We start from the raw sequence: 21,443 nt of genomic DNA, 5'->3' as shown, positions 1-21,443 counted from the left end.
GCGCCAGACTAGAACACGTTACTGTTTACGACACGATACGGTGATCGGGGCGCGTTTGTCAGCTTGGCGATCCGGTGGAACAGGTTTCAACGGACGCCCGGGGGACGCGCCGGGTTCGCGGCGCGTCCCCCGGGGCCGCCTCAGCCGGGCAGGCGGCCGGCGTAACCGCGGTTGACGGCCACCGCCGAAATGCTCACGTACCCGTCGAACAGGGCCTTCGTGTCGCTGTCGGGCTCGAACTCCGGCGCCGGGGTCACCGGGTTGTACGACAGCTGGTACGTGCCGTCGCCCGCCGGTGCGTACGTCACCCAGCCCTGGGCCACCCGGCCGACCTTCGTCCAGCGCACCGGGGACGGCCCCGCACCCGGCGTGACGTCCGGCTGGTTCACGTTCACCAGCACCAGGTCGCGCGCGAACCTCCACACGCGGGGCGACGCGAGCAGGCGGACCACGACGTCGGCCGCCGCCGTGTACGTCTCCGTCGACGGCGGGGGCGCCACGCGCGTGCCCGCGCTGACCGCCACCGTGGGCACGCCCCGCTCGACCGCCGCCGTGGCGGCGCCGACCGTGCCGGACAGGTTGACCGAGACGTCCGTGTTCGGTCCCGCGTTGACCCCGGACACCACCAGGTCCGGGCCCTTCGTCCAGCCGAGCCGCTGGGGCAGGACGCCGGTCAGGGCGAGCTCGACCACGTCCGCCGGGGTGATCGACGGGCTGCCGGGACCGCAGGGGACGCTGCCCTGGCAGGCGCCCAGCACCAGCCCGTGCCCCGGCGCGTCCGCGCAGTCCGCGGCGAACTCGGCCGGCACGGCCAGTGGCGGGGCCACGGACGCCGCCGGGGACCCAGCCGTGGAGCGGCTCTTCGCTCCCTGGGACGCCCACGGGCCGACGATCGCCACGTCGGCTCCGGCCCGGCACAGCGCCCGCCGGAGCACGTAGATGCCACGCCCGTCGGATCCGTCGGGCTTCGCCGCCTGCACCGAGTCGTCGTTGACCAGCAGAACCTTCTTGCCCCCCAGCGAAACCGGTTGATCGGGCCGCGGGTCGGCTTGGGCGGGCACGGCCAGCGACAGCGCCACCGCCGCCGCGACCGCGACGCGCAAAGCCTTGTACCGCATCGCCACCTCCTCATTCGTTCGGAATCGGAGGGCCAGGCTAGCGGGAACGGTGGCGGCGAGGGGGTGTTTCGCTCGATCCGACGGCGAACCCGCCCCGGATCCGGGACGGGTTCGCCGCGATCATCCTTTGTGGACGGTTACGGCACCGGTGCCGCCTGCGCCCGGGCCACCGCCTCGTCCCGGTCGGGTTGCAGCAGGTAGCCCGCCCGCAGGGCCCGGTCCGCCGCCGCGGTGAACTTGGCGACGTACGCGGCGTGGTCCGGGTACAGCTGCCGGATGCGCTCCGGTGACAACGGTGTCGTCGTGCCCAGCAGGAGGCACGCGCCCGGCACGTTGCCGCCGCTGTTGTTGGGGGAGTAGGCCGCCACCGGGACGTCGAGGTCGGGCAGCCGGACGCCGCCGAGGGCGTTCTGGTCGCCGTCGCGCAGGACGACGAGGTTGAGCAGCATGGCGATCGGCGCCGCCAGGGGCGGGGCCGCGCCGCCGCGGGCCCAGCGGTCCAGGTAGCGGAACGCCGCGTTTTCCGCGTAGCGGAAGGTCATGCTGTTGACCGGTTTGTCGCACGTGGTCGGCGCGCCGTCGTTGATCGAGCGGTCCCGGGCGTTGGCCGCGTTGTAGAGGTTCAGGCCGTACTGGTCGGCGTGTGCGGTGCCGGCGACCTCCCAGGTGCGCACCAGTGCGGTGTCCTGACGGACCGAGGCCGACGCGACGACGTCGGTCTCCGACTGCAGGACGAAGACCGGGACGCCGAGGTCGGTGCGGATCCGGGCCGACAGCGGGCCGACGACGCCGTCGCCGATCGGTGCCGCGAGCGCGGCCCGGCCGTGGATCATCAGGCCGTCGTAGCTGCGGCGCACCGGCTGGACCGCGTTCGCGTACGTGGTCAGCCGCAGCGCGGACTGCGAGTGCCCGGTGGCCAGCACGACCGACGGCGTCCGGCCGCCCAGCAGCTGCGGGTTCGTCCGGACGGCCTGCGCGGCCTGGGAAAAGACGTCGTAGGAAAGCGCGTCCCCGCTCAGGTCCACGGCGGCGTACCGCGCCGGGTCGAGGCTCTTGAGCTTGTCGGCACCCGCTTTCTGGGCCGTCACGCCGACGTAGGCGTAGCCTTCGCGGACGAAGTGTTCATAGGACTGCGAGAAGTCGACGGGGATGTCGACGCCGAAGCTGACGTTGAGCCATTCGACCACGACCGTGCCGTTGAACCGCGCGGCGTCACGGGGCCGCACGACGACCAGCCGGGTCGTGTAGGGGTTGCCGGTACTGGCCACGCGGGTGGCCCAGCGGCCGTCTTCGGTCCACAGGCCGACCTGGTCGAACGTGTCCGCCTGGCCGGACAGCAGGTATTCCTCTTCGACGTACCCGCGGGCGGCGAGGTCGAGGACGCCTTGGGCGCCGCTGACCGGCCAGCCCCGCCCGGCGTTCGCGGGCACCGCCGAAACGGTGGGTGCGGGGGACGGCCCGGCGTGGGCGGTCCCGGTGAGCAGGACGGACGGCAGGAGCACGGTCAGCAGCACGAGCAGGGCTCTGCGCATGGGGGGACCCTTCGGTTGGTCGGGCGGTGCGAAAGCGGCTCCCGGCTTCCGTTCCGTCCACTTCGGACAGTGCCCGGTGACCGGTGCGGCCACCGGCTTTGTCTTTTACCCGCTGGTAATCACGGGGGCAACGCAGCGTGCGCGAACCGGGGGTAAGCCACCCGCGATCGCTCAGGGATGTGACAAGTCCACGCGCCCGTCACTCGTCTGCCGCAAAACTTCGGAAAGTGCTTTCGCGGCCGCAACCTTGCGCAGGTGTCACTCGTTGCGCGACTATCTCGGGACGTTCTGCACGTGCACGTGCACGGCAAGGGGGTGTGGTGACCGAAGTGGCGCCGGCGGTGGCCGGGACGACGGACGTCCCGGGCGACGCGGCCTTGATAGCGGCGGTCCGAGGTGGCGACATCGCGGCGTACGGCGAGCTCTACGACCGGCACCTCGCCGCCGCCCGCCGGGTGGCGGCCGCGATCGCGGCCGACCGGGCGGAGCGGGACGACCTCATCGCCGAGGGGTTCACCCGGGTGCTGCGGATTCTGCGCTCCGGCGAAGGCCCGGACGAGGATTTCCGGCCGTACCTGCTGACGACCATCCGGAACACCATGATCAGCTGGCGCCGGCGCGACGCGGCCGTCTCGGTGGTGGCCGAGGTGCCGGACGTCCTGCCGGGCGAGGGCAGTGACGAGCCGGTCGGCAACCGGCTGCACGCCACGGTCGCCGCGGACGCGTTCGCGAGCCTGCCCGAGCGGTGGCGGGCGGTGCTGTGGCGCACCGAGATCGACGGCGAGTCGCCCGCGCGGATCGCCGAGGACCTCGGGATGACGCCGAACGGCGTGGCCGCGCTGGCCTACCGCGCCCGCGAAGGCCTGCGCCAGGCCTACCTGGACCAGCACGTTCCCGAGGCACGGCGGCGCAACTGCAAGAACGTCTCCGGCCAGCTGGCCCGGTGGGTGCGCGACGGCATCTCCGACCACAAGGCCCACCGGATCGCCGCCCACCTGGACCGCTGCCCGGATTGCCGGGAGCTGGCCGCCGGGCTCCGCCGGCTCAACGAGGAACTGCCCGTCACGGTCGCCCCGCTCATCCTGGGCGTCCCGATCGTCTCGCAGTGGCTGTCCACCACGGGCTCCCTCGCCGGCTCCGGTGCCACCGCGACCGCCACCGGTACGGGGGCGTCCGCCCTGTCCTGGGCCACGGCGGCGAAGGTGGCCGCCGCGGGCGCGGCCCTGGTCACGACCGTGACGATCGGCGCGAGCACGTCCGCCGACGCTCCGCCGCCGCTGCCGGGCAGCGAGGGCACGACGACCCAGCCCGTGCGGACCGGGCCGCAGGCCGGCTCGCGTCCAGGAGGGCCGGCGGACGGCGTCGCGCCGACGGACGCGGCGGGGACGACCGGGCCCGGCGCCTCCGGTGTGGCGACGACCGGGGCGCAGCCCGCCGGGGAGCCGGCCGGGACCGAGGCCGCGGATCCCGCCGACCCGGCGGCGGGCAACGGCAACAACGGCAACGGCAACAGCGGCAACAACGGCAATGGGAACAACGGGAACGGCAACAACGGCAACGGCAACAACGGGAACGGCCTCGGGAACGACCCGGCCGCGAAGGAGTCCAAGCAGGCCGCCAAGTCGTCGTCGAAGGCGGCCAAGGAATCCGCGAAAGAGTCGAAGAAGGCCGAAAAGACCAAGAACCCCGGGGAGTGACCCGGCGCCGCGCGGCGCCGGGTCAGTCCGCTCAGCAGGGCTGCAGCAGCCAGCAGAGCCGGTAGTTCGCCTGGTAGGTCGCACCCGTCGCCGGTGCGACGACGTTCTGCGTCCGCGCCCCGCCGTGCGCCCAGCTGCTGAAGGCGTACTTCAGGTTCAGCGGCGGCAGGTTCTGCGGGCTGTCGGCGCTGATCGAGTTGGCCGACCCGGCGATCACCGTCCGGGAGAACGGCGTGCGCTGCTGGGTCCCGCCGACGGTGAGCGTGGCCTGGCTGGGGTTCGAGGTGAAGTTCAGCGTCACCGTCTTCGGCTGCAGGTCGATCGTCTTCGAGCCGGTCCGGCCGGTCGAGTCCGTCGCGGTCAGCGTCAGCTGCAGGTAGGACGGGTATTCGTGGTCGGGGGCGACGAACGAGCCCGCGGCGACGCCGGGGAAGTCCTGGACGTTGTGGGTGTGGCAGGTGCCGTTGGCCGCGCAGTGCCGGATGGCGAGCCGCCAGGTCAGCGCCGCGGGCGGCAGCTCGCCGTCCTGGGCGTCGACGGCGCGGCCGGAGAACGCCACGGTCTGCCCGACCGACCAGGTCAGCGTGGCCGCCGGGCTGTCGATGACCGGCACCGGGTCGAGCCCGGCCGGGGTCCCGGCGGTCACCCGGACCGTCGTGGTCGCCGACGCGCCGTGGGAGTCGGTGACCCGCAACCCGGCGTCGACCGTGGCGGCGGTGGCGTAGGTCCAGGTGGGCCTCGGGTCCGCGGAGTCGTCGTAGGCGCCGTCCGCGTCGAGGTCCCAGGCGTAGGAGAGCGTGTCGCCGGCGTCCGGGTCGGTGGAGCCGGTGCCGTCGAACTGCACGGTGAGCGGCGCCGGCCCGCTGGACGGCGTCGCGGTGGCCGCGGCGACCGGCGGCCGGTTGGTGCCGCCGGCGTAGCTCACCCGGCGCAGTTCGCCGCTGCCCAGCGCGACGTAGAACAGGTCGCCGCCAGGACCGGTGAGCAGCTGCACCGGCGTGTTGACGCCAGTCACGAAGGGCACCAGCTTGCTCGGGCTGGGCTGGCCGGCGACGGTCTGCATCGCCCAGATGCAGCCGCGGGAGGAATCGGCGAAGAACAGCGCGCCGGCGTACTCGGCGGGGTAGGTGCTGCCCGATTCGAAGGCGATCCCGCTGATCGACGAGCCACCGGTGGGACACGGGTCCGTCGCCACGACCTTGGCGCTGTGGTTGTAGGTGTAGTACGGCGCGGTCTGGCCGCCCGCCGAGTACAGCGATTCGCACCGGTCGAGGTTCGCGCCGTCGTAGCCGGCCTGGCGGGCGGCGCCTTCGAAGCAGGGCCAGCCGAAGTTCTCCGCCACGGCGTCGCCGGCGTCCGCGACGCGGTTGATCTCTTCCCACGTGTTCCAGCCGACGTCGCCGGCCCACAGTTCGCTCGTCCCGGGCCGGAAGCCGAACCGGAACTGGTTGCGCGAGCCGTAGGCGATGACGCGCCGGGCGTTGGCGTCGGCGCTGCTCGCGAAGGGGTTGCCGGGCAGGCCGTCGCCGGTGTCGGGGTCGATGCGCAGGAGCGCGCCGTTGAGCAGCACCGGCTGCCCGGCGGCGCGGCGCGGGGACTGCGACCGCAGCGCGCCGCCGTCGGCCGTCGGCGGGGTGAGGTTCGTACCGGCGGGCGAAGGCGGGTCCGCGCAGGGGTTGCCGACCTGGCCGTAGTCGGCGAAGTTGAAGCTCGCACCGTCGCCGCCGCCGGCGTACAGGGCCCCGTCCGGGCCGAAGGCCAGCGCGCCGATCGAATGGCTCGGGAACTGCTGGCACCAGCCGGTGACCAGGGGTTTCTCGCTGACGGCCGTGCCGTCCGGGCCCATGGTCAGCCGGGAGACGCGGCCGGTCACGACGCAGCCGGAGTCGGTCGCGCCCGGCGGCGTCGGGCAGGTGTCGCCCCACTTCGGCGCGGTTCCGCCGGGAAGTGCGTCGAGGGTGTAGGAGACGTAGACGTACGGCCGCGCGGGGAAGGCCGGGTCGACCGCCAGCCCGAGCAGGCCGCGGTCCCAGAAGTCCTGGGTGGGCGTGCGCAGGTCGGCGAACACCGTCGCCGTCGGGTCGGCGAGGGAGTCGAACACCTTGACCAGGCCGCTCTTCTCGGCGACGAACACCCGGCCGTCGGGTGCGAAGGCGGCGGCGGTCGGCGAGCTGAGGCCGCCGATGGCGACCGTGTCGGTGAAGCCGGCGGGCACGGCGGCAGCCGGGGCTGCGACGGCCACGGCGAGCGCACCGGCGAGGGACACGACCACCCCCGCCGTCAGCGTGCGTCTTGATCTTCGCGGAACGGGGGAACGACGAAAACCCATCACGAACTCCTCGGGCGGCGGGGACCGGACTGGCGCGGACGCCGTCCCGTATGGCGCCGGAAGTCCGAAAGGTGTTACACCCCGGCCGAGAATGTGCACGAATCGCGTAATGCCCGTGGCGGGGAAATAACCCACCGGTATCCGCGTCCGATCCACAATGGACGATCACGCCGGCGACCGGTACAACCGGCGTACAAGGCCGGTGTACGGATTTTGGACCGCCGGCTGAGGTACTGCCGTCATGAGAATTCCGAAGGTGATCCTGCTCGGGCTGGCCGTGGCGGCCGGCGCGCTGGCGCTGCCCGGGACGGCCAGCGCCGCCTACAGCGACCCGCTGACGACGACGGCCAAGCAGAGCCTCGTGTGGCACGCCACCCCGGCCGCCGCGCTGACCGCGCTGGACGACGCGCTGCCGAACGTCAGCATGAACACCGTCGTCAACGACACCAGCTACGACATGACCGGCTGTACCGCCGCGGAAAAGGCCGCGCTGCCCAAGGCGCCGGTGGCCACGAAGTCGATGTGCTGGGACGCCGACCGCGCCGGGACGACGACCTGGAGCCCCCAGGGCATCACGACCTCCGGTGACGCCGACGACGACGGCAAGTGGGGCGCGGACAAGATCATCCTTTCCGGCTGGCACGGCACCGACGCGCTCGGCCGCTACAACGACGCCCGGATCCAGGCGATCAACTACGACAACCCGGCTTCGCCGTCCTACCGGATGCTCTACCTGGCCGTGCCGAACAGCACCGGCTCCAGCTTCTCCGCGGCGCAGGCCCACATGGGCGGGATGGCCTGGTACGGCGACAAGATCTACGTGACGGCCGAAGGCAGCACCTCGACCGCCATCCGCGTGTTCAGCACCAAGCACATCCTGCAGCTGACCGACACGACGTCGAACTCGATCGGCAAGACCTCCGGCGGGTACGCCGCCTACACCTACAAGTACGCGATGATGCAGGTCGGCTACTACACCTACGCCGGGGGCACCTGCAGCATGGCGTCCGACACGGGCGTGCCGTGCTTCTCGTCGATGTCACTGGACCGCAGCACCAGCCCGGCCAGCGTCGTGACGACGGAGTACTTCTCCGACCAGAGCCTCCACGGCCGTCTCTACCGCTACCCGATGGGCACGGACTACCTGCTGGCGGCGTCGTCGGGCACGGTGGCCGCCACTGAGGCGCTGCGCAGCTCGGTCGGCAACATGCAGGGCGTGCTGTCCAACAACGGCAAGTGGTACGTCGCCCACAGCTCGGCGACGATCAACGGCCAGCTCTGGAGCCAGACGACGGCGAACAGCACGTCGGCGACCTGCGGTTCCGGGACGGCGGCCTGCTGGGCGGTCCACCCGGAGGCGCTGACCTACGACTGGTCGACGGGCCTGGTGTGGTCGCAGTCCGAGTGGTCGACGGCCGACTGCGCGGCGAAGAGCCAGACCTGCGGCCGGGCGGTCTTCGCGGTGCCGCTGTCCTCGCTGCCCGCCTGAACCGGGGCACCGCCCCTGCCCGGGGCGGTGCGTTCCGGCCGTCAGGCGCCGGGGTGGCCGCAGGCGTAGACGTTCGCCGAAGCCAGCGCCACGCAGGCGGGGCAGGAGTTGGCCGGCCGGTCGCGGCGGCCGAAGTACGGGTGGCGGGCACCGCACAGCGCCTGGATCACGTCCCCGGGGCGCGGGTCCGGGTGGCACCGGGGGCAGTAGGCGTGCGCGGCGCGTTCGACTTCGGCGCTCATGTCACCCGGGTACCCCCGGCGGGGCCGCGTCAACCCGCCGCCGCGGCCGGACCGACCGGCCGCCGCCGAAGCACCAGATCGCGATGACCGGGTCGCAGATCGCGCAGCCGAACGACGAGCCGTGGGCGAACGGCAGGATCGGCTGGCCCTTGAGGTGGTGGACGACGTCCCAGGCGGTGTGCAGCAGCCAGCCGATGCCGATGAACGTCCACGAGTCGAGCCCGCGGAACGCGACGTAGGTCAGCACGGCGCAGAACACGAGTTCCCACGGCCCCAGCGCGCCGCCGGAGAGGTAGGCCGCACCCGCGCCGCCGACCATCACGGCGTTGAAGCGCTGCCGGTGCCGGTCCGGGATGAGCGAGTTGAGCAGGACGTAGACGAGGCCGATGACGATCGGCGCGAAGATTTCGAGCACGGGTCCGACGGTAGGAAGCGGGCGTCCGGACGGACAGGGGCTCGGCGGTCAGGGGGCGCCGGGATCTCGCCAGCTGGTGGCTCAAGCTCGCGTACCCGGACGGTCGGTTCGCGTACCTGGGGAGTCGGCTTGCGTACCTGGGCGGTCGGCTTGCGTACCTGGGCGGTCGGACTGCGTATCTGGACGGTCGGTTGGGGGGACTTCGTCCGGGCGGATCAAACTCGCCGTTGCGATTCGTCGTCGCGCACGAACGGCGGTGCCGGAAATCCTCCTAACGTCACCTCGATCGGACGGTGACGAGGAGGCGGCGGGTGCGGACACTTCTGCGGGGCGGGCGGGTCGTCGATCCGGGGAGCGGGTTCGACGGCGTGGCCGACGTGCTCCTCTCCGAGGCCGGGGTCGAGGCCGTCGGTGCCGGGCTCGACGCGCCCGGGGCCACCGAGGTCGACGTCACCGGGCTCGTCGTCGGGCCCGGGTTCGTCGACCTGCACAGCCACGTGCACTCCGTCGCCGGGCAGCGGCTGCAGGCGATGGACGGGGTCACCACCGCCCTGGACCTCGAAGCCGGCCTGATGCCCGTCGAGCGGGCCTACGCCGAAGCCGCCGCGGCCGGGCGGCCGCTGCACTACGGCTTCTCCGCCTCCTGGGGTGCGGCCCGGGCGCAGGTGCTGGCCGGGATCGAGCCGGACGCGAACATCGACAGCGGCCTGGCCGTCCTGGGGAACCCGGCGTGGCAACGGTCTTCGTCGTCGCCGGAGCTGGCCGCCTGGCTGTCCCTCCTGGACGGCGAGCTCGCGGCCGGTGCCCTCGGGATCGGCGTCCTCATGGGGTACGCGCCGCAGACCGCGCCCGGCGAGTTCCTCGCCCTCGCCCACCTGGCCGCGACGGCCGGTGTCCCCACCTACACCCACGTGCGCGAGCTGGTCGAGGTCGATCCCGCGATCCCGGTCGACGGCTCGGCCGAGATCGCCGCGGCCGCGGGGGAGACGGGCGCCGCGATGCACCACTGCCACGTCAACAGCACCTCGGGCCACCACATCGACCGCGTCCTCGCCACCCTCGACGACGCCCGCCGCGCCGGCTCGCGCGTCACCGTCGAGGCCTACCCCTACGGCGCGGGCAGCACGGCGGTCGGTGCCGCGTTCATCGAGCCGGACCGCCTGCGGCTCAAGGGACTCCGTCCGTCCAGTGTGGTCATCCTCGAAACCGGGGAACGCGTGCGCGACGAAGCGCGCCTGCGCCAGCTGCGCCGGGACGACCCGGGTGCGCCGTGCCTGCTGGAGTTCCTCGACGAGGACAACCCCCGCGAACGCGCGCTGCTGCACCGGGCCCTGGCCTTCCCGGACGCCGTCGTCGCCAGCGACGCGATGCCCGTGTCCTGGCCGGACGGCCGCTCCGAAAGCACCGAGTGGCCGCTGCCACCGGGTGGGCGGACGCACCCGCGCACGGCGGGCACCTTCGCCAAGACCCTGCGGCTGATGGTCCGCGAGACGGGGGCCTGGACCTGGCTCGAGGCGTTCCGGCGCTGCTCCTACCTGCCTTCGCGGCTCCTCGACGACGTGGCGCCCGCTACGCGTCGCAAGGGCCACCTGACCGCCGGCGCCGACGCCGACGTCGTCGTCCTGGACCCCGGGCGGATCACCGACACGGCCACCTACGCCGATCCGACGCGGCCTTCGCTGGGTGTCCGGCACCTCTACGTCGCCGGGGTTGCGGTGGTCGCCGACGGCGCACTCGACACCGCTGCCCTGCCGGGCCGGCCGCTGCGGGGTGAGCCCCGGTGAGCGAGCTGATCGCCGACATCGAAACGCTCGTCCGCTGCGAGTCGCCGTCGTCGGACCTCGAGGCCGTCGCGCGCAGCGCCGAAGCCGTCGCCGTCGTCGGTCGCCGCCTCCTCGGCGCCGAGCCGGAACGCCTGGTCACCGACGGGTGCACGCACCTGCGGTGGCGGTTCGGCGACGGCCCGCCGCGCGTGCTGCTGCTCGGCCACCACGACACCGTGTGGCCGCTCGGCTCGCTGCGGACCCACCCCTTCACCGTCGAGGACGGCATCCTGCGCGGCCCGGGGTGTTTCGACATGAAGGCCGGCGTCGTCATGGCCCTGCACGCGGCCGCGGGCCTGCCGGACCGCGACGGCCTGGCCATCCTCGTCACCGGCGACGAAGAAATCGGGTCGCCGCTGTCCCGCGCGCTCATCGAGGAGGAGGCCCGAAGCTGCGACGCGGTGTTCGTGCTCGAAGCCTCGGCCGACGGCGGGGCGCTGAAGACCCGCCGCAAAGGCGTTTCCCAGTACTGGATCGAGGTCGACGGCCGGGCCGCGCACGCCGGGCTCGAACCCGAGAAGGGCGTCAACGCCGGGATCGAGGTGGCGCACCAGATCCTCGCGGTCGCCGCGCTCGCCGACCCCGGCCGCGGGACCACCGTCGTGCCGACCGCGCTGCGCGCCGGGACCACGACCAACACCGTGCCGGCGGCGGCGAGCGTCGCCGTCGACGCGCGCGTGTGGGACATGGCCGAACAGAACCGCGTCGACGAGGCTGTGCGGAGCTTGAGGCCGGTGCTCGCGGACGCGCGGATCCGCATCGCGGGCGGCATCAACCGGCCGCCGCTGGAAGCCGCCGCATCGGCGAAGCTGTACGAACTCGCGGACACCCTCGCGGCCGGACTGGGCATCGGACCGCTCACCCAGGCGGCGGTCGGCGGTGCGTCGGACGGCAATTTCACGGCGGGACTGGGCGTTCCGACGCTCGACGGGCTCGGCGCGGTCGGCGGGGGAGCGCACGCCGACGACGAACACGTCGTCGTCGCGGAGCTGCCCCGGCGGACCGCGCTGCTCGCCGCGCTCACCGAAACCGTGCTGGCGCACCGGACTTCGTCCCCGGCGACGAACCCACACCGAGAATCCCGTACGGGACAACGGTGACCGGCGACGACCGTCCGGAAAGGATGGTGGGCGTGACAGAAGTCGTGACGAACACAGCCCCGCCGCTGCGGGACGAGGCCACCGCCGCGGCGGCCGGTGCCGCCCTCGCCTCGGGCGTGCGGATCCGGACCCTGGCCGAGGTCGCCGAGCTGGCCGCGGTGTCCCGGCTCTTCGAGTCGATCTGGCGGCCCGCCCCGGGCAACCCGCTCGTGACGGCCGAACTGCTGCGGGCCATGGTCTCGGCGGGCAACTACGTCGCCGGGGCCTTCGACGGGCCCGAACTGCTCGGCGCCTGCTTCGGGTTCTTCGGCGAACCCGCGAAGGGAGGACTGCACAGCCACATCGCCGGCGTCGCCACGAGCGGGCACGGCCGCGGCATCGGCTTCGCGCTCAAGCAGCACCAGCGCGCGTGGGCGCTGCGGCAGGGGGTCGCGCTGATCTCCTGGACGTTCGACCCGCTGGTGCGCCGCAACGCCCACTTCAACCTGACCAAGCTGGCCGCCCGGCCGGCGCACTACCTGCCGGACTTCTACGGCCCGATGCAGGACGGCATCAACGGGACGGGCGACACCGACCGCCTGATGGTCGCCTGGGACCTGACGAGCCCGGCCGTGCGGGCGGCCGCCGCCGGACGGCCGGACCGGGTGGACGCGGCGGGGCTGCGGGCCGCCGGAGCCGCGGTCGCGCTGGCGGCGGGCCCGGACGGCGCACCGGTCACCGGCTCCGCGGACGCGCCGGTGGTGCTGGTCGCCGTTCCGGCGGACATCGAGGCGCTCCGGCGCACCGACCCGGACCGCGGCCGGGCGTGGCGGGTCGCGCTGCGGGAGGTGCTGGGCGGCCTGCTCGCCGAGGGCGCCTCGGTCACCGGATTCGATCGTGCCGGCTGGTACGTGCTGAGCAAGGAGCCTTCGTCGTGAAACTCACCGGTGTGGAACTGCTCCGCGTGCGGATGCCGCTGGTCGCCCCGTTCCGGACGTCGTTCGGGACGCAGTCCGCCCGGGAGCTGCTGCTCCTGCGTGCGGTGACGTCCGACGGCGAGGGCTGGGGCGAGTGCGGGGCGATGGCGGACCCGCTCTACTCCTCCGAGTACATCGACGGGGTCGTGCACGTGCTGCGGACCTTCCTCGTGCCGGCGCTGCTCGCGGTCGGCGACCTTTCGGCGCACCGCGTCGCGCCGCTGCTGGCGAAGTTCAAGGGCCACCGGATGGCCAAGGCCGCGCTCGAGATGGCCGTCCTCGACGCCGAACTGCGCGCGCACGGCATGTCGTTCGGCACCGCGCTCGGGTCCACATCGGACACCGTGGCGTGCGGGGTGTCCGTCGGCATCATGGATTCGATCCCGCAGCTGCTGGACGTGGTCGGCGGTTACCTCGACGCCGGTTACCTCCGCATCAAGCTCAAGATCGAACCGGGCTGGGACGTCGAGCCGGTGCGCGCGGTCCGCGAGCGCTTCGGCGACGACATCCTGCTGCAGGTCGACGCGAACACCGCGTACACGCTCTCGGACGTCCCGCAGCTGCAACGGCTCGACCCGTTCGGGCTGCTGCTGATCGAGCAGCCGCTGGAGGAAGAAGACGTGCTGGGCCACGCCGAACTGGCCCGGCAGCTGCGGACGCCGATCTGCCTCGACGAGACCGTCGTTTCGGCGGCTTCGGCCGCCGCCGCGATCCGGCTCGGCGCCTGCGCGATCGTCAACATCAAGCCGAGCCGCGTCGGCGGCTACCTGGAGGCGCGGCGGGTGCACGACGTCTGCGCCGCGCACGGCGTCCCGGTGTGGTGCGGCGGGATGCTCGAAACCGGGCTGGGCCGGGCGGCCAACGTCGCCCTCGCGTCGCTGCCCGGGTTCACCCTGCCCGGCGACACCTCGGCGTCGGACCGCTTCTACCGCACCGACATCACCGAGCCGTTCGTGCTCGACGCCGGCCGGCTGCCGGTGCCGTCCGGACCCGGCCTCGGCGTCACCCCGATCCCCGAGCGGCTGGCCGAAGTGACCACCGCGAAGTCCTGGCTCGCCTAGCGAAAACGAGAGGTCCCCATGTCGAAACTCCCCGAACTCTCCGCCTGGCTGGAATCCCGCCTCCCCGCCCTGCTGGCCGAGCACCACGTGCCGGGTGCGGCCGTCGCCGTCTACGCCGGCGGCGAGGTCGCCGACCACGCCGCCGGGGTGCTCAACCGGGGCACCGGCGTCGAAGCGGACACCGATTCGCTGTTCCAGATCGGCTCGATCACCAAGGTCTGGACGACCACGCTGGCCATGCAGCTCGTCGACGACGGCGTCCTCGACCTCGACCGGCCGGTCCGGGAGTACCTGCCGGAGTTCGTGCTCGGCGACGACGACGCGGCCGCGCGGATCACCGTCCGGCAGCTGATGTGCCACACCGCGGGCTTCGAAGGGGACATCTTCACCGACACCGGCCGCGGCGCCGACTGCATCGAGAAGTACGTCGCCACCCTCGGCGACGTGCCCCAGCTGTTCGCACCCGGCGAGATGTTCTCCTACAACAACGCGGCCTTCTGCGTGCTCGGCCGGCTCGTGGAGGTGCTGCGCGGCAAGACCTACGACGAATGCCTGCAGGACCACCTGTTCACGCCGCTCGGCCTGACGCACGCGGCGCCGAGCCCGTACGAGGCGATCCGGTTCCGCGCCGCGCTCGGGCACCTGACGGCCGAGCCGGGCGCCGACCCCGAACCGGCGGGCACCTGGGCGCTGGCGCCGTCCAACGCCCCGGCCGGTTCGATGCTCGCGATGCGCGCCCGGGACCTGGTGCAGTTCGCGGCCATGCACCTGCGTGACGGCGAAGGCCCCGACGGCACGCGCGTGCTGAGCGCCGAAAGCGCCCGAGCCATGCGGGAACGCCTGGTCGAACTGCCCGAACTGGGCATCTTCGGCGACGCCTGGGGGCTCGGCTGGTCGCTGTTCGACGCGCCCGGCGGACCGGTGGTCGGCCACGACGGCGGCACGATCGGCCAGTCCGCGTTCCTCCGGCTGGCTCCCGGACACGACGTCGCGGTGGCCCTGCTGACCAACGGCGGCGACACGATCGCCGTCTACACCGAGGTGGTCGGGCACCTCCTGCGCGAGCTGACCGGGATCGAGCTGCGGGTGCCGCCGGTGCCCGACCCGGCCGCGCCGCGCATCGACGCCACGCGGTACGTGGGCGAGTACGCGTCTTCGGTGGCGGACATCGTGGTCAGCCAGGACGACGACGGCCGGGTCTGGGTCGAGCGCGTCCCCAAGGGCATCTTCGCCGAGCTCGCCAAGCCGGAGAAGATCGAGCTGGTCGCGCTCAACGGCGACACGCTCATCCTGGCCGAGCCGATGCAGGGCATGTACATCCCGCACGCCTTCGTCGGGGACGACGGCACCGGCCGCGCGCTGTACCTGCACACCGGACGCGCCGATCGGCGGGTGACGGCGTGAGCGACGTCGAGGCGGAGATCGCCGCCGTCTTCGCCGAAGCGGGGGCCCGCGGGTTCCTGCACGCGCGGGAAGTCGGCGGCGGCCCGGAGGTGGCCGTCGGCGCGGACGACCCGGTGGTGCTCGCGTCGGTGTTCAAGATCCCGGTCGCCGTCGCCTACGCGCGGGAAGTGGCCGCGGGGCGGCTCGACGAGACCGCCCGGACCCGCGTCGGCCCGCGCTACCGGATCGGCGGCATCGGCACCGCGGGCTGCGCCGACGACGTCGAAATGAGCTGGCGCGACCTCGCGCTGTTCATGCTGACGATGAGCGACAACGCCGCCACCGACGTCGTCTACCACCGGATCGGCGCGGCCGCCGTCGACCGCGTGCTGACCGACCTCGGCCTGCGGCGCACGCGGCTGATCGGCTGCTGCGAGGACCTCTTCGCCTCGGTGCTCGCCGACCTGGGCGCGCCCGAAGACGCCGACCTCGACGCCGTCTTCGCGGGCGCGGCCCCGGAACAGACGTGGAAGCTCGCGGTGCTGGACCCCGAACGCACGACGTCGTCCACGCCGCGGGAGATCACCGAGCTGCTCGACGCGGTGTGGACCGGCCGCGCCGGCGAACCGGCGGCGTGCGAGCGGGTCCGCTCGATGCTGGCCCGGCAGATCTGGCCGCACCGCCTCTCGTCGGGCTTCCCCTCGGACGTCACGATCGCGGCCAAGACCGGCACCCTGCCTGCCGTCCGCAACGAGGCCGGTGTCGTGTCCTACCCGGACGGCCGCCGCTTCGCCGTCGCGGTCTTCACCCGTGCGGACTCCCTGGCCGAGCGCCGGCCCGCCATCGATGCGGCGATCGGCCGGGCCGGCCGGCTCGCCGTGGACCACCTGCGGAAGGAAACTCCATGACCCACACACGGACGGCGGTGGTCCTGCTCGGCGCGCTCGCCCTCGCGGCCACCGCCTGCGGGGGACCGGGCGGCGCCGGCGCGGCCGGCGGCGCACTGGCCGACGGCAAGACGTTCAACCTCGGCATCGCCTCCGACCCCGGCAACCTCGACCCGCACATGTCGGTGCTCTCGGTCACCGGCCAGGTCGACCGGTTCCTCTACGACCCGCTGCTCGACCTCGCTCCCGACGGCAAGCCCGTCCCGCTGCTCGCCGAGAAGTGGGACGCCACGACGACCACGGCGTCCTTCACCCTGCGCAAGGGCATCACGTGCGCCGACGGCGCCCCGCTGACCGCCGCCGACGTCGCCGCGAACATCGTGTTCGTCGGCGACCCGGCGAACAAGTCGCCCTACGCCGGGCTGACCATCGCGCCGGGCACGAAGGCCACCGCCGACGAAGCCACCCGGACGATCACCGTCACCAGCGGCGCGCCCGACGCGTTCCTGCTCCGCAACGTCGGCAGCCTCCCGATCGTCTGCGCCAAGGGGCTGGCCGACCGGAAGCTGCTGGCCAAGGGCGGCAGCGGCACCGGCATGTTCGCCGTCTCCGAGGTCGTCCCGAACGACCACTACACGTTCACCCGCCGCAAGGACTACACGTGGGGACCGGGGGACTGGAAGGCGCAGCAGGCCGGCCTGCCGGACAAGGTCGTCGCCCGGGTCATCCCGAACACCGCGACTGCGACGAACCTGCTGCTGTCCGGCGAGCTGAACGCGAGCCAGATCAACGGCCCGGACCGCCAGCGGCTCGAAGCCCGGAAGCTCTTCCACGCCGACTTCCTCGCGCCGCTCGGCGAGATCTTCTACAACCAGGCGCCCGGACGCCCCGGCCACGACGAAGCCGTGCGCCGCGCGCTGACCCAGGCGCTCGACCTGGCCCAGCTCGGCAAGGTGCTGACCAACGGCACCGGCAAGCCGTCACAGGGCCTGGTCACCGCCGACCCGAAGGCGTGCCCGGGCGACACCGTCTCCGGCCACCTGCCGAACCACGACCCGGCCGCCGCGGCGGCCGCGTTGGACGCGGCGGGCTGGAAGGCGGGCCCGGACGGCGTGCGCGCCAAGGGCGGCCAGCGCCTGGCCCTCACCGTCCTCTACGGCACCCAGCTCGGCCCGACGATGGCCCCCACCGCCGAACTGGTCCAGCAGACCTGGAAGACCCTCGGCGCCGAGGTCACGCTCAAGGCCGTCGACAGCCCCGGCCTGTCCCAGGTGCTCTTCGGCACCGGCGAGTGGGAGGTCTCGCTCGGCCCGCTCGGGCTCACCCTGCCCAGCCAGCTGGTGCCGTTCGTGTCCGGCCCGGCCGCGCCGGACGGGACCAACTTCGGCCACATCGCCAACCCGGAGTACGACCAGGCCGTGAAGCAGGCGGCCGCGATGGCCGGAACCGCCAGCTGCCCGTCCTGGCAGGCCGCCGAGACCGCGCTGGTCAAGCGCGTCGACGTGGTGCCCTACATCGACTCGGTGGTGCCGAACTACGCGAGCGGTTCGCGCTTCGAGGTCGGCCAGGGCAGCATCACGCCGTCGTCGATCCGGATGTACGCGCGATGACCACGGCGGCGGCACCCGCGCGCCTGCGTGGCGGCGGATGGCCGGCGTTCGCCGCGCGGCGGCTGACCCGGCTCGCCGTCTCGCTGTGGGCGCTGGTCACCGCGGCCTTCCTGATGATCCACCTGGTGCCCGGCGACCCCGTCCGGGCCGCGCTCGGCATGACCGCCCCGGCCGACCTGGTGCGGGCGAAACGGCTGGAGCTCGGCCTGGACGACCCGCTCTGGGTGCAGTACGGGCACTACCTGCGCGGGCTCTTCACCGGGGACCTCGGAACGTCGATGGCGAGCGGCCAGGCGGTCACGCAGGTGATCGGCGACCGGCTGCCCGCGACCCTGCAGCTGGCGTTCCCGGCGTTCGCGGTCGTGATCGCGGTGGCGGTACCGGTCGGCGTCACCTTCGCGGTGCTGACCCGCGGCGGCCGCCGCCGGGGCGCGGAGCTGGGGTTCACGTCGGTGAGCGTGCTGCTCGGCGCCATCCCCGAATTCCTGATCGCGGTCGCGCTTGTGGCGCTGCTCGCCGTCGGGCTCGGCTGGTTCCCGGTGGCGGGCAGCGACGACGTGAGCGCCTACGTGCTGCCGGTGGCGGCGCTGGCGGCCGGGCCGGCCGCGGTGCTCGCGCGGATGCTCCGCGTCGAACTGCTCGCGGTGCTGGGCGCCGACTTCGTCCGCACCGCGCGGGCGAAGCGGCTGCCCGCGCGGCTGGTCTACGTCCGGCACGCGCTGCCGAACGCCCTGACCGCGACGCTGACGCTGGGCGGGCTGATGCTGACCGGGATGGTCGCGGGCACGGTGCTGGTGGAGAACGTGTTCGCCTGGCCCGGCCTCGGCTCGACGATCGTGCAGTCGATCCTCCAGAAGGACTACCCGCTGGTGCAGGGGATCGTGCTCGTCTACGGCGTCGGCGTGCTGCTGGTGAACCTGCTGGTCGACGTCGTGCTCGGGCTGCTCGACCCGCGCTCGGCCATTCGGGAGGCGTGAAAATGGTTCGACGCGGATCGTGGACGGCGGCCGTGCGCACGCCGGTGGGCGCGTGTTCGGCGGCGCTGCTGGCGCTGGTCGTCGTCGTGGCGGCGCTGGCCCCGCTGCTGTGGGGTGACGGCGCGGGCGCGATCGACACCGACGCGATCGGGCAGGGGCCGTCCGGTGCGCACCCCTTCGGCACCGACTCGCTCGGCCGCGACCTGCTGCTGCGCACCCTGGTCGCGACCCGGCTCTCGGTCGGGCTGGCGGTGCTCGCCACCGCGATCGGCGCCGGCACCGGCGTCGTGCTCGGGACGCTGCCGTCCGTGCTGCCCCGCCGGGCCGGGCGGCTGCTCACGGCGGTCGTCGACATCGCCGTCGCGTTCCCCGGCCTGCTGCTGGCGCTGTTCCTCGCGGTGATCTTCGGCGTCGGGACGCAGGGCGCGGTGCTGGCGATCGGGTTCGCGATGGCGCCGGCGTTCGCCCGGCTCGTCCAGACGCTCTCGGCGTCGGTCTCCGGACGCGATTTCGTCGCGGCGGCCCGGATCGCCGGTGTCGGCCGGGCCCGGCTGCTGGCCCGGCACGTGGTGCCCAACATCGGCGAGCCGCTCGTCGTGAACGCGACCATCGGCGCGGGCTCGGCGCTGCTGGCGTTCGCCGGGCTGTCGTTCCTCGGGATCGGCGTCCAGGCACCGGACTACGACTGGGGACGGCTGCTGCGCGAAGGCCTCGACGGCATCTACGTCAACCCCGCGGCCGCGCTCGGCCCCGCCGCGGCGGTCGTGCTCGCCGGGCTGGCGTTCAACCTTGTCGGCGAAACGGTCGCGGCGGTGGTCGGGGTCCGCACGCGGGTGACGCGGCGCGGGGCACCCCCGGTGCCGGCGGCCCGGCCCGCGGCCGTGGAGCAGCCCGCGGACGCGGTGCTCGTGGTGGAGAACCTCCGGGTGGCGTTCCCCGGCCCGGACGGGTGGACCGTCCCGGTACGCGGGGTCAGCTTCAGCGTCCGCGCCGGCGAAGCGATCGGCGTCGTCGGCGAGTCCGGTTCCGGCAAGAGCCTGACCGCGCTGGCCGTGTCCCGCCTGGTCGAAGCCCCCGGCGTGGTCACCGCCGACCGGCTCGAGTTCGCCGGGAAACCCCTCGCCACCGCGTCGGACCGGGAGCTCGGCCCGGCACTGGCCATGGTGTTCCAGGACCCGATGACGTCGTTCAACCCGGCCCGCCGGGTCGGCGGGCAGCTGGCCGAGGTGTCCGAGCAGCACCACGGCCTGTCCCGGCGCCAGGCGTTCGCCCGCGCGGTGGACCGGCTGGCCGCGGTCCGCGTCCCGGCGGCCGAGCGGCGAGCGCGGCAGTACCCGCACGAGTTCTCCGGCGGGATGCGGCAGCGCGCGATGATCGGGATGGGCCTGATGGGCCGTCCGAAGCTGATCGTCGCCGACGAGCCGACGACCGCGCTGGACGTCACCGTGCAGCGGCAGGTGCTGCGCCTGCTGGCCCGCACGCGCGAAGCCGAAGGTGCGGCGATCCTGCTCATCAGCCACGACATCGCGGTGGTTTCCCAGACCTGCGAACGGATGCTGGTGATGTACGCCGGCCGGATCGTCGAGGACCTGCCGGCCGGGACCCCGGCCCGGCACCCGTACACGCGGGCGCTGCTGGCCACGACCGTCGACCTCGAGACCGACCGCGACCAGCCCCTGGAAGTGATTCCCGGCCGCCCGCCCGAACCCGACCGCGTGCCCGACGGCTGCGCGTTCGCGGCCCGGTGCCCGCTGGCCACGGAGCGCTGCCGGACCGAAGACCCGGTGCTCGAGGCGGCGGGCGACGGCCACCGGGTCGCCTGCTGGCACCCGCAGGTGACCGTCCTTTCCGGACCGAAGCACGAGGAAGGTGCCGCATGAGCGCGCTCGAGTTCGACGCGGTGAGCGTCCGCTACGGCAAGCTCACCGCCGTCGACGGCGTCAGCCTGACCGTCCCTTCCGGACAGGTCGTCGGCCTGGTCGGCGAATCCGGCTCCGGCAAGTCGACGCTGGCCAGGGCGGCCACGGGGCTCGCGCCGGTCAGCGCGGGCCGCGTGCTGCTCGACGGCGTCGACGTGCGGCGGCTGCCGCGGCGGCGGCCGCTGCAGATGGTGTTCCAGGACCCGTACTCGTCACTGGACCCGCGGATGGCGATCGGCGAGTCGATCACCGAGGCGATGCCGCCCGGGACGTCCCGCGCCGAGCGGCGGGCCGAGGTCGCCCGGCTGCTCGAACTGGTGAACCTCGACCCGGACCGCGCGGCGGCGCTGCCCGGCCGGCTCTCCGGCGGGCAACGCCAGCGCGTCGCGCTCGCCCGCGCGCTGGCGGGGCGGCCGAAGGTGCTGGTCGCCGACGAGATCACCTCGGCACTCGACGTCTCCGTGCAGGGCGCCGTGCTCAACCTCGTCCGGGAGGTGCAGCGGCGGCTTTCGCTGTCGATGCTGTTCATCTCGCACAACCTCGCCGTGGTGCGCTACGTGAGCGACGTCGTCGCGGTGATGTACCTCGGCCGGATCGTCGAGGCCGGGCCGGCCGAGCAGGTCCTCACCGATCCGAAGCACCCCTACACGCGGGACCTGCTGGCCGCGGCGCCGTCGGCCCGCCGGAACCTGCTCGACGACGCCGGCGACGACGTGCTGGCCGACACCGAACCGGCCGACCCGCACCACCCGCCGTCCGGGTGCCGCTACCACCCGCGCTGCCCGATCGGGCCGCTCGTGCACACCGGCCGCACCGTCTGCGTCACCGCCGACCCGGCGGGCGACGCCGTCGGCCGGCCCCACCACGCCGCCTGCCACTTCGCCGCGTGAGACCGCTATCCCACA

At 73.5% G+C, this 21,443-nt stretch carries 17 protein-coding genes; 12 read left to right on the top strand and 5 right to left on the bottom strand.

The window, feature by feature from the left end; translation table 11 throughout:
* Positions 1-140: 140 nt before the first annotated feature.
* Both surE and ACLJPY_RS18630 read right to left on the bottom strand, forming a co-directional pair.
* Positions 141-1,118 (bottom strand): 5'/3'-nucleotidase SurE, encoded by a 978-nt coding sequence (gene surE, locus ACLJPY_RS18635; protein ID WP_410590044.1) that lies wholly within the window; start codon positions 1,116-1,118, stop codon positions 141-143.
* Positions 1,119-1,255: 137 nt separating this feature from the next.
* Entirely contained in the window at positions 1,256-2,650 is a 1,395-nt protein-coding gene (locus ACLJPY_RS18630) for an alpha/beta hydrolase domain-containing protein (protein ID WP_410590042.1), read from the bottom strand.
* A 320-nt stretch (positions 2,651-2,970) separates the two neighbouring features.
* Here ACLJPY_RS18630 and ACLJPY_RS18625 point away from each other — a divergent pair, with 320 nt between their 5' ends.
* Entirely contained in the window at positions 2,971-4,347 is a 1,377-nt protein-coding gene (locus ACLJPY_RS18625; RefSeq protein WP_410590040.1) for a sigma-70 family RNA polymerase sigma factor, read from the top strand.
* Positions 4,348-4,378: 31 nt separating this feature from the next.
* On the opposite strand, the gene ACLJPY_RS18620 is transcribed toward ACLJPY_RS18625, so the two are convergent.
* A complete protein-coding gene (locus tag ACLJPY_RS18620; RefSeq protein ID WP_410590038.1) occupies positions 4,379-6,676 on the bottom strand; it encodes a PQQ-dependent sugar dehydrogenase in 2,298 nt (765 codons plus the stop codon).
* 241 nt (positions 6,677-6,917) lie between these two features.
* Here ACLJPY_RS18620 and ACLJPY_RS18615 point away from each other — a divergent pair, with 241 nt between their 5' ends.
* Positions 6,918-8,165: a hypothetical protein gene (locus ACLJPY_RS18615; protein ID WP_410590036.1), complete on the top strand. Its 1,248-nt coding sequence runs from the start codon at positions 6,918-6,920 to the stop codon at positions 8,163-8,165.
* A gap of 41 nt (positions 8,166-8,206) precedes the next feature.
* Here the strand turns inward: ACLJPY_RS18615 and ACLJPY_RS18610 are convergent, their stop codons facing one another.
* Positions 8,207-8,407 carry a hypothetical protein gene (locus tag ACLJPY_RS18610; protein WP_410590034.1) on the bottom strand — a complete coding sequence of 67 codons (201 nt, stop codon included), beginning with the start codon at positions 8,405-8,407 and terminating at the stop codon, positions 8,207-8,209.
* 1 nt (position 8,408) lies between these two features.
* Positions 8,409-8,822, bottom strand: a complete 414-nt coding sequence (locus ACLJPY_RS18605; RefSeq protein WP_410590033.1) for a DUF6010 family protein — start codon at positions 8,820-8,822, stop codon at positions 8,409-8,411.
* 311 nt (positions 8,823-9,133) lie between these two features.
* On the opposite strand from ACLJPY_RS18605, the gene ACLJPY_RS18600 reads away from it, so the two are divergent.
* From ACLJPY_RS18600 to ACLJPY_RS18555, 10 genes are read left to right on the top strand one after another with little or no spacing between them, the layout of a single operon-like run.
* A complete protein-coding gene (locus ACLJPY_RS18600) occupies positions 9,134-10,606 on the top strand; it encodes an amidohydrolase family protein (RefSeq protein WP_410590032.1) in 1,473 nt (490 codons plus the stop codon).
* Positions 10,603-11,745: a M20 family metallopeptidase gene (locus ACLJPY_RS18595; protein WP_410590030.1), complete on the top strand. Its 1,143-nt coding sequence runs from the start codon at positions 10,603-10,605 to the stop codon at positions 11,743-11,745. Before ACLJPY_RS18600 ends, ACLJPY_RS18595 begins: the two co-directional genes overlap by 4 nt.
* A 23-nt stretch (positions 11,746-11,768) precedes the next feature.
* Positions 11,769-12,662, top strand: a complete 894-nt coding sequence (locus tag ACLJPY_RS18590) for a GNAT family N-acetyltransferase (protein WP_410590029.1) — start codon at positions 11,769-11,771, stop codon at positions 12,660-12,662.
* Positions 12,659-13,762 carry an o-succinylbenzoate synthase gene (gene menC / locus ACLJPY_RS18585; RefSeq protein WP_410590028.1) on the top strand — a complete coding sequence of 368 codons (1,104 nt, stop codon included), beginning with the start codon at positions 12,659-12,661 and terminating at the stop codon, positions 13,760-13,762. The genes ACLJPY_RS18590 and menC overlap by 4 nt, the downstream gene beginning before the upstream one ends.
* Before the next feature lie 18 nt (positions 13,763-13,780).
* Positions 13,781-15,166 (top strand): serine hydrolase domain-containing protein, encoded by a 1,386-nt coding sequence (locus tag ACLJPY_RS18580; RefSeq protein WP_410590027.1) that lies wholly within the window; start codon positions 13,781-13,783, stop codon positions 15,164-15,166.
* Positions 15,163-16,053, top strand: a complete 891-nt coding sequence (locus tag ACLJPY_RS18575; protein WP_410590026.1) for a serine hydrolase — start codon at positions 15,163-15,165, stop codon at positions 16,051-16,053. The genes ACLJPY_RS18580 and ACLJPY_RS18575 overlap by 4 nt, the downstream gene beginning before the upstream one ends.
* On the top strand, positions 16,050-17,642 hold the full coding sequence (locus tag ACLJPY_RS18570) for an ABC transporter substrate-binding protein (RefSeq protein WP_410590025.1): 1,593 nt from the start codon (positions 16,050-16,052) through the stop codon (positions 17,640-17,642). Before ACLJPY_RS18575 ends, ACLJPY_RS18570 begins: the two co-directional genes overlap by 4 nt.
* The gene (locus ACLJPY_RS18565) at positions 17,639-18,619 is read left to right on the top strand and encodes an ABC transporter permease (protein ID WP_410590023.1); all 981 of its coding nucleotides are present in this window, start codon (positions 17,639-17,641) and stop codon (positions 18,617-18,619) included. The genes ACLJPY_RS18570 and ACLJPY_RS18565 overlap by 4 nt, the downstream gene beginning before the upstream one ends.
* A gap of 2 nt (positions 18,620-18,621) precedes the next feature.
* On the top strand, positions 18,622-20,499 hold the full coding sequence (locus ACLJPY_RS18560; protein WP_410590022.1) for a dipeptide/oligopeptide/nickel ABC transporter permease/ATP-binding protein: 1,878 nt from the start codon (positions 18,622-18,624) through the stop codon (positions 20,497-20,499).
* Positions 20,496-21,428 (top strand): ABC transporter ATP-binding protein, encoded by a 933-nt coding sequence (locus ACLJPY_RS18555; RefSeq protein WP_410590020.1) that lies wholly within the window; start codon positions 20,496-20,498, stop codon positions 21,426-21,428. The genes ACLJPY_RS18560 and ACLJPY_RS18555 overlap by 4 nt, the downstream gene beginning before the upstream one ends.
* The last annotated feature ends 15 nt before the right edge of the window (positions 21,429-21,443 follow it).

Source organism: Amycolatopsis sp. lyj-23, assembly GCF_046549135.1.
GTDB lineage: Bacteria > Actinomycetota > Actinomycetes > Mycobacteriales > Pseudonocardiaceae > Amycolatopsis.
The sequence above is the reverse complement of the archived record's forward strand: the minus strand, read 5'-3'. Positions and strand labels throughout refer to the sequence as shown.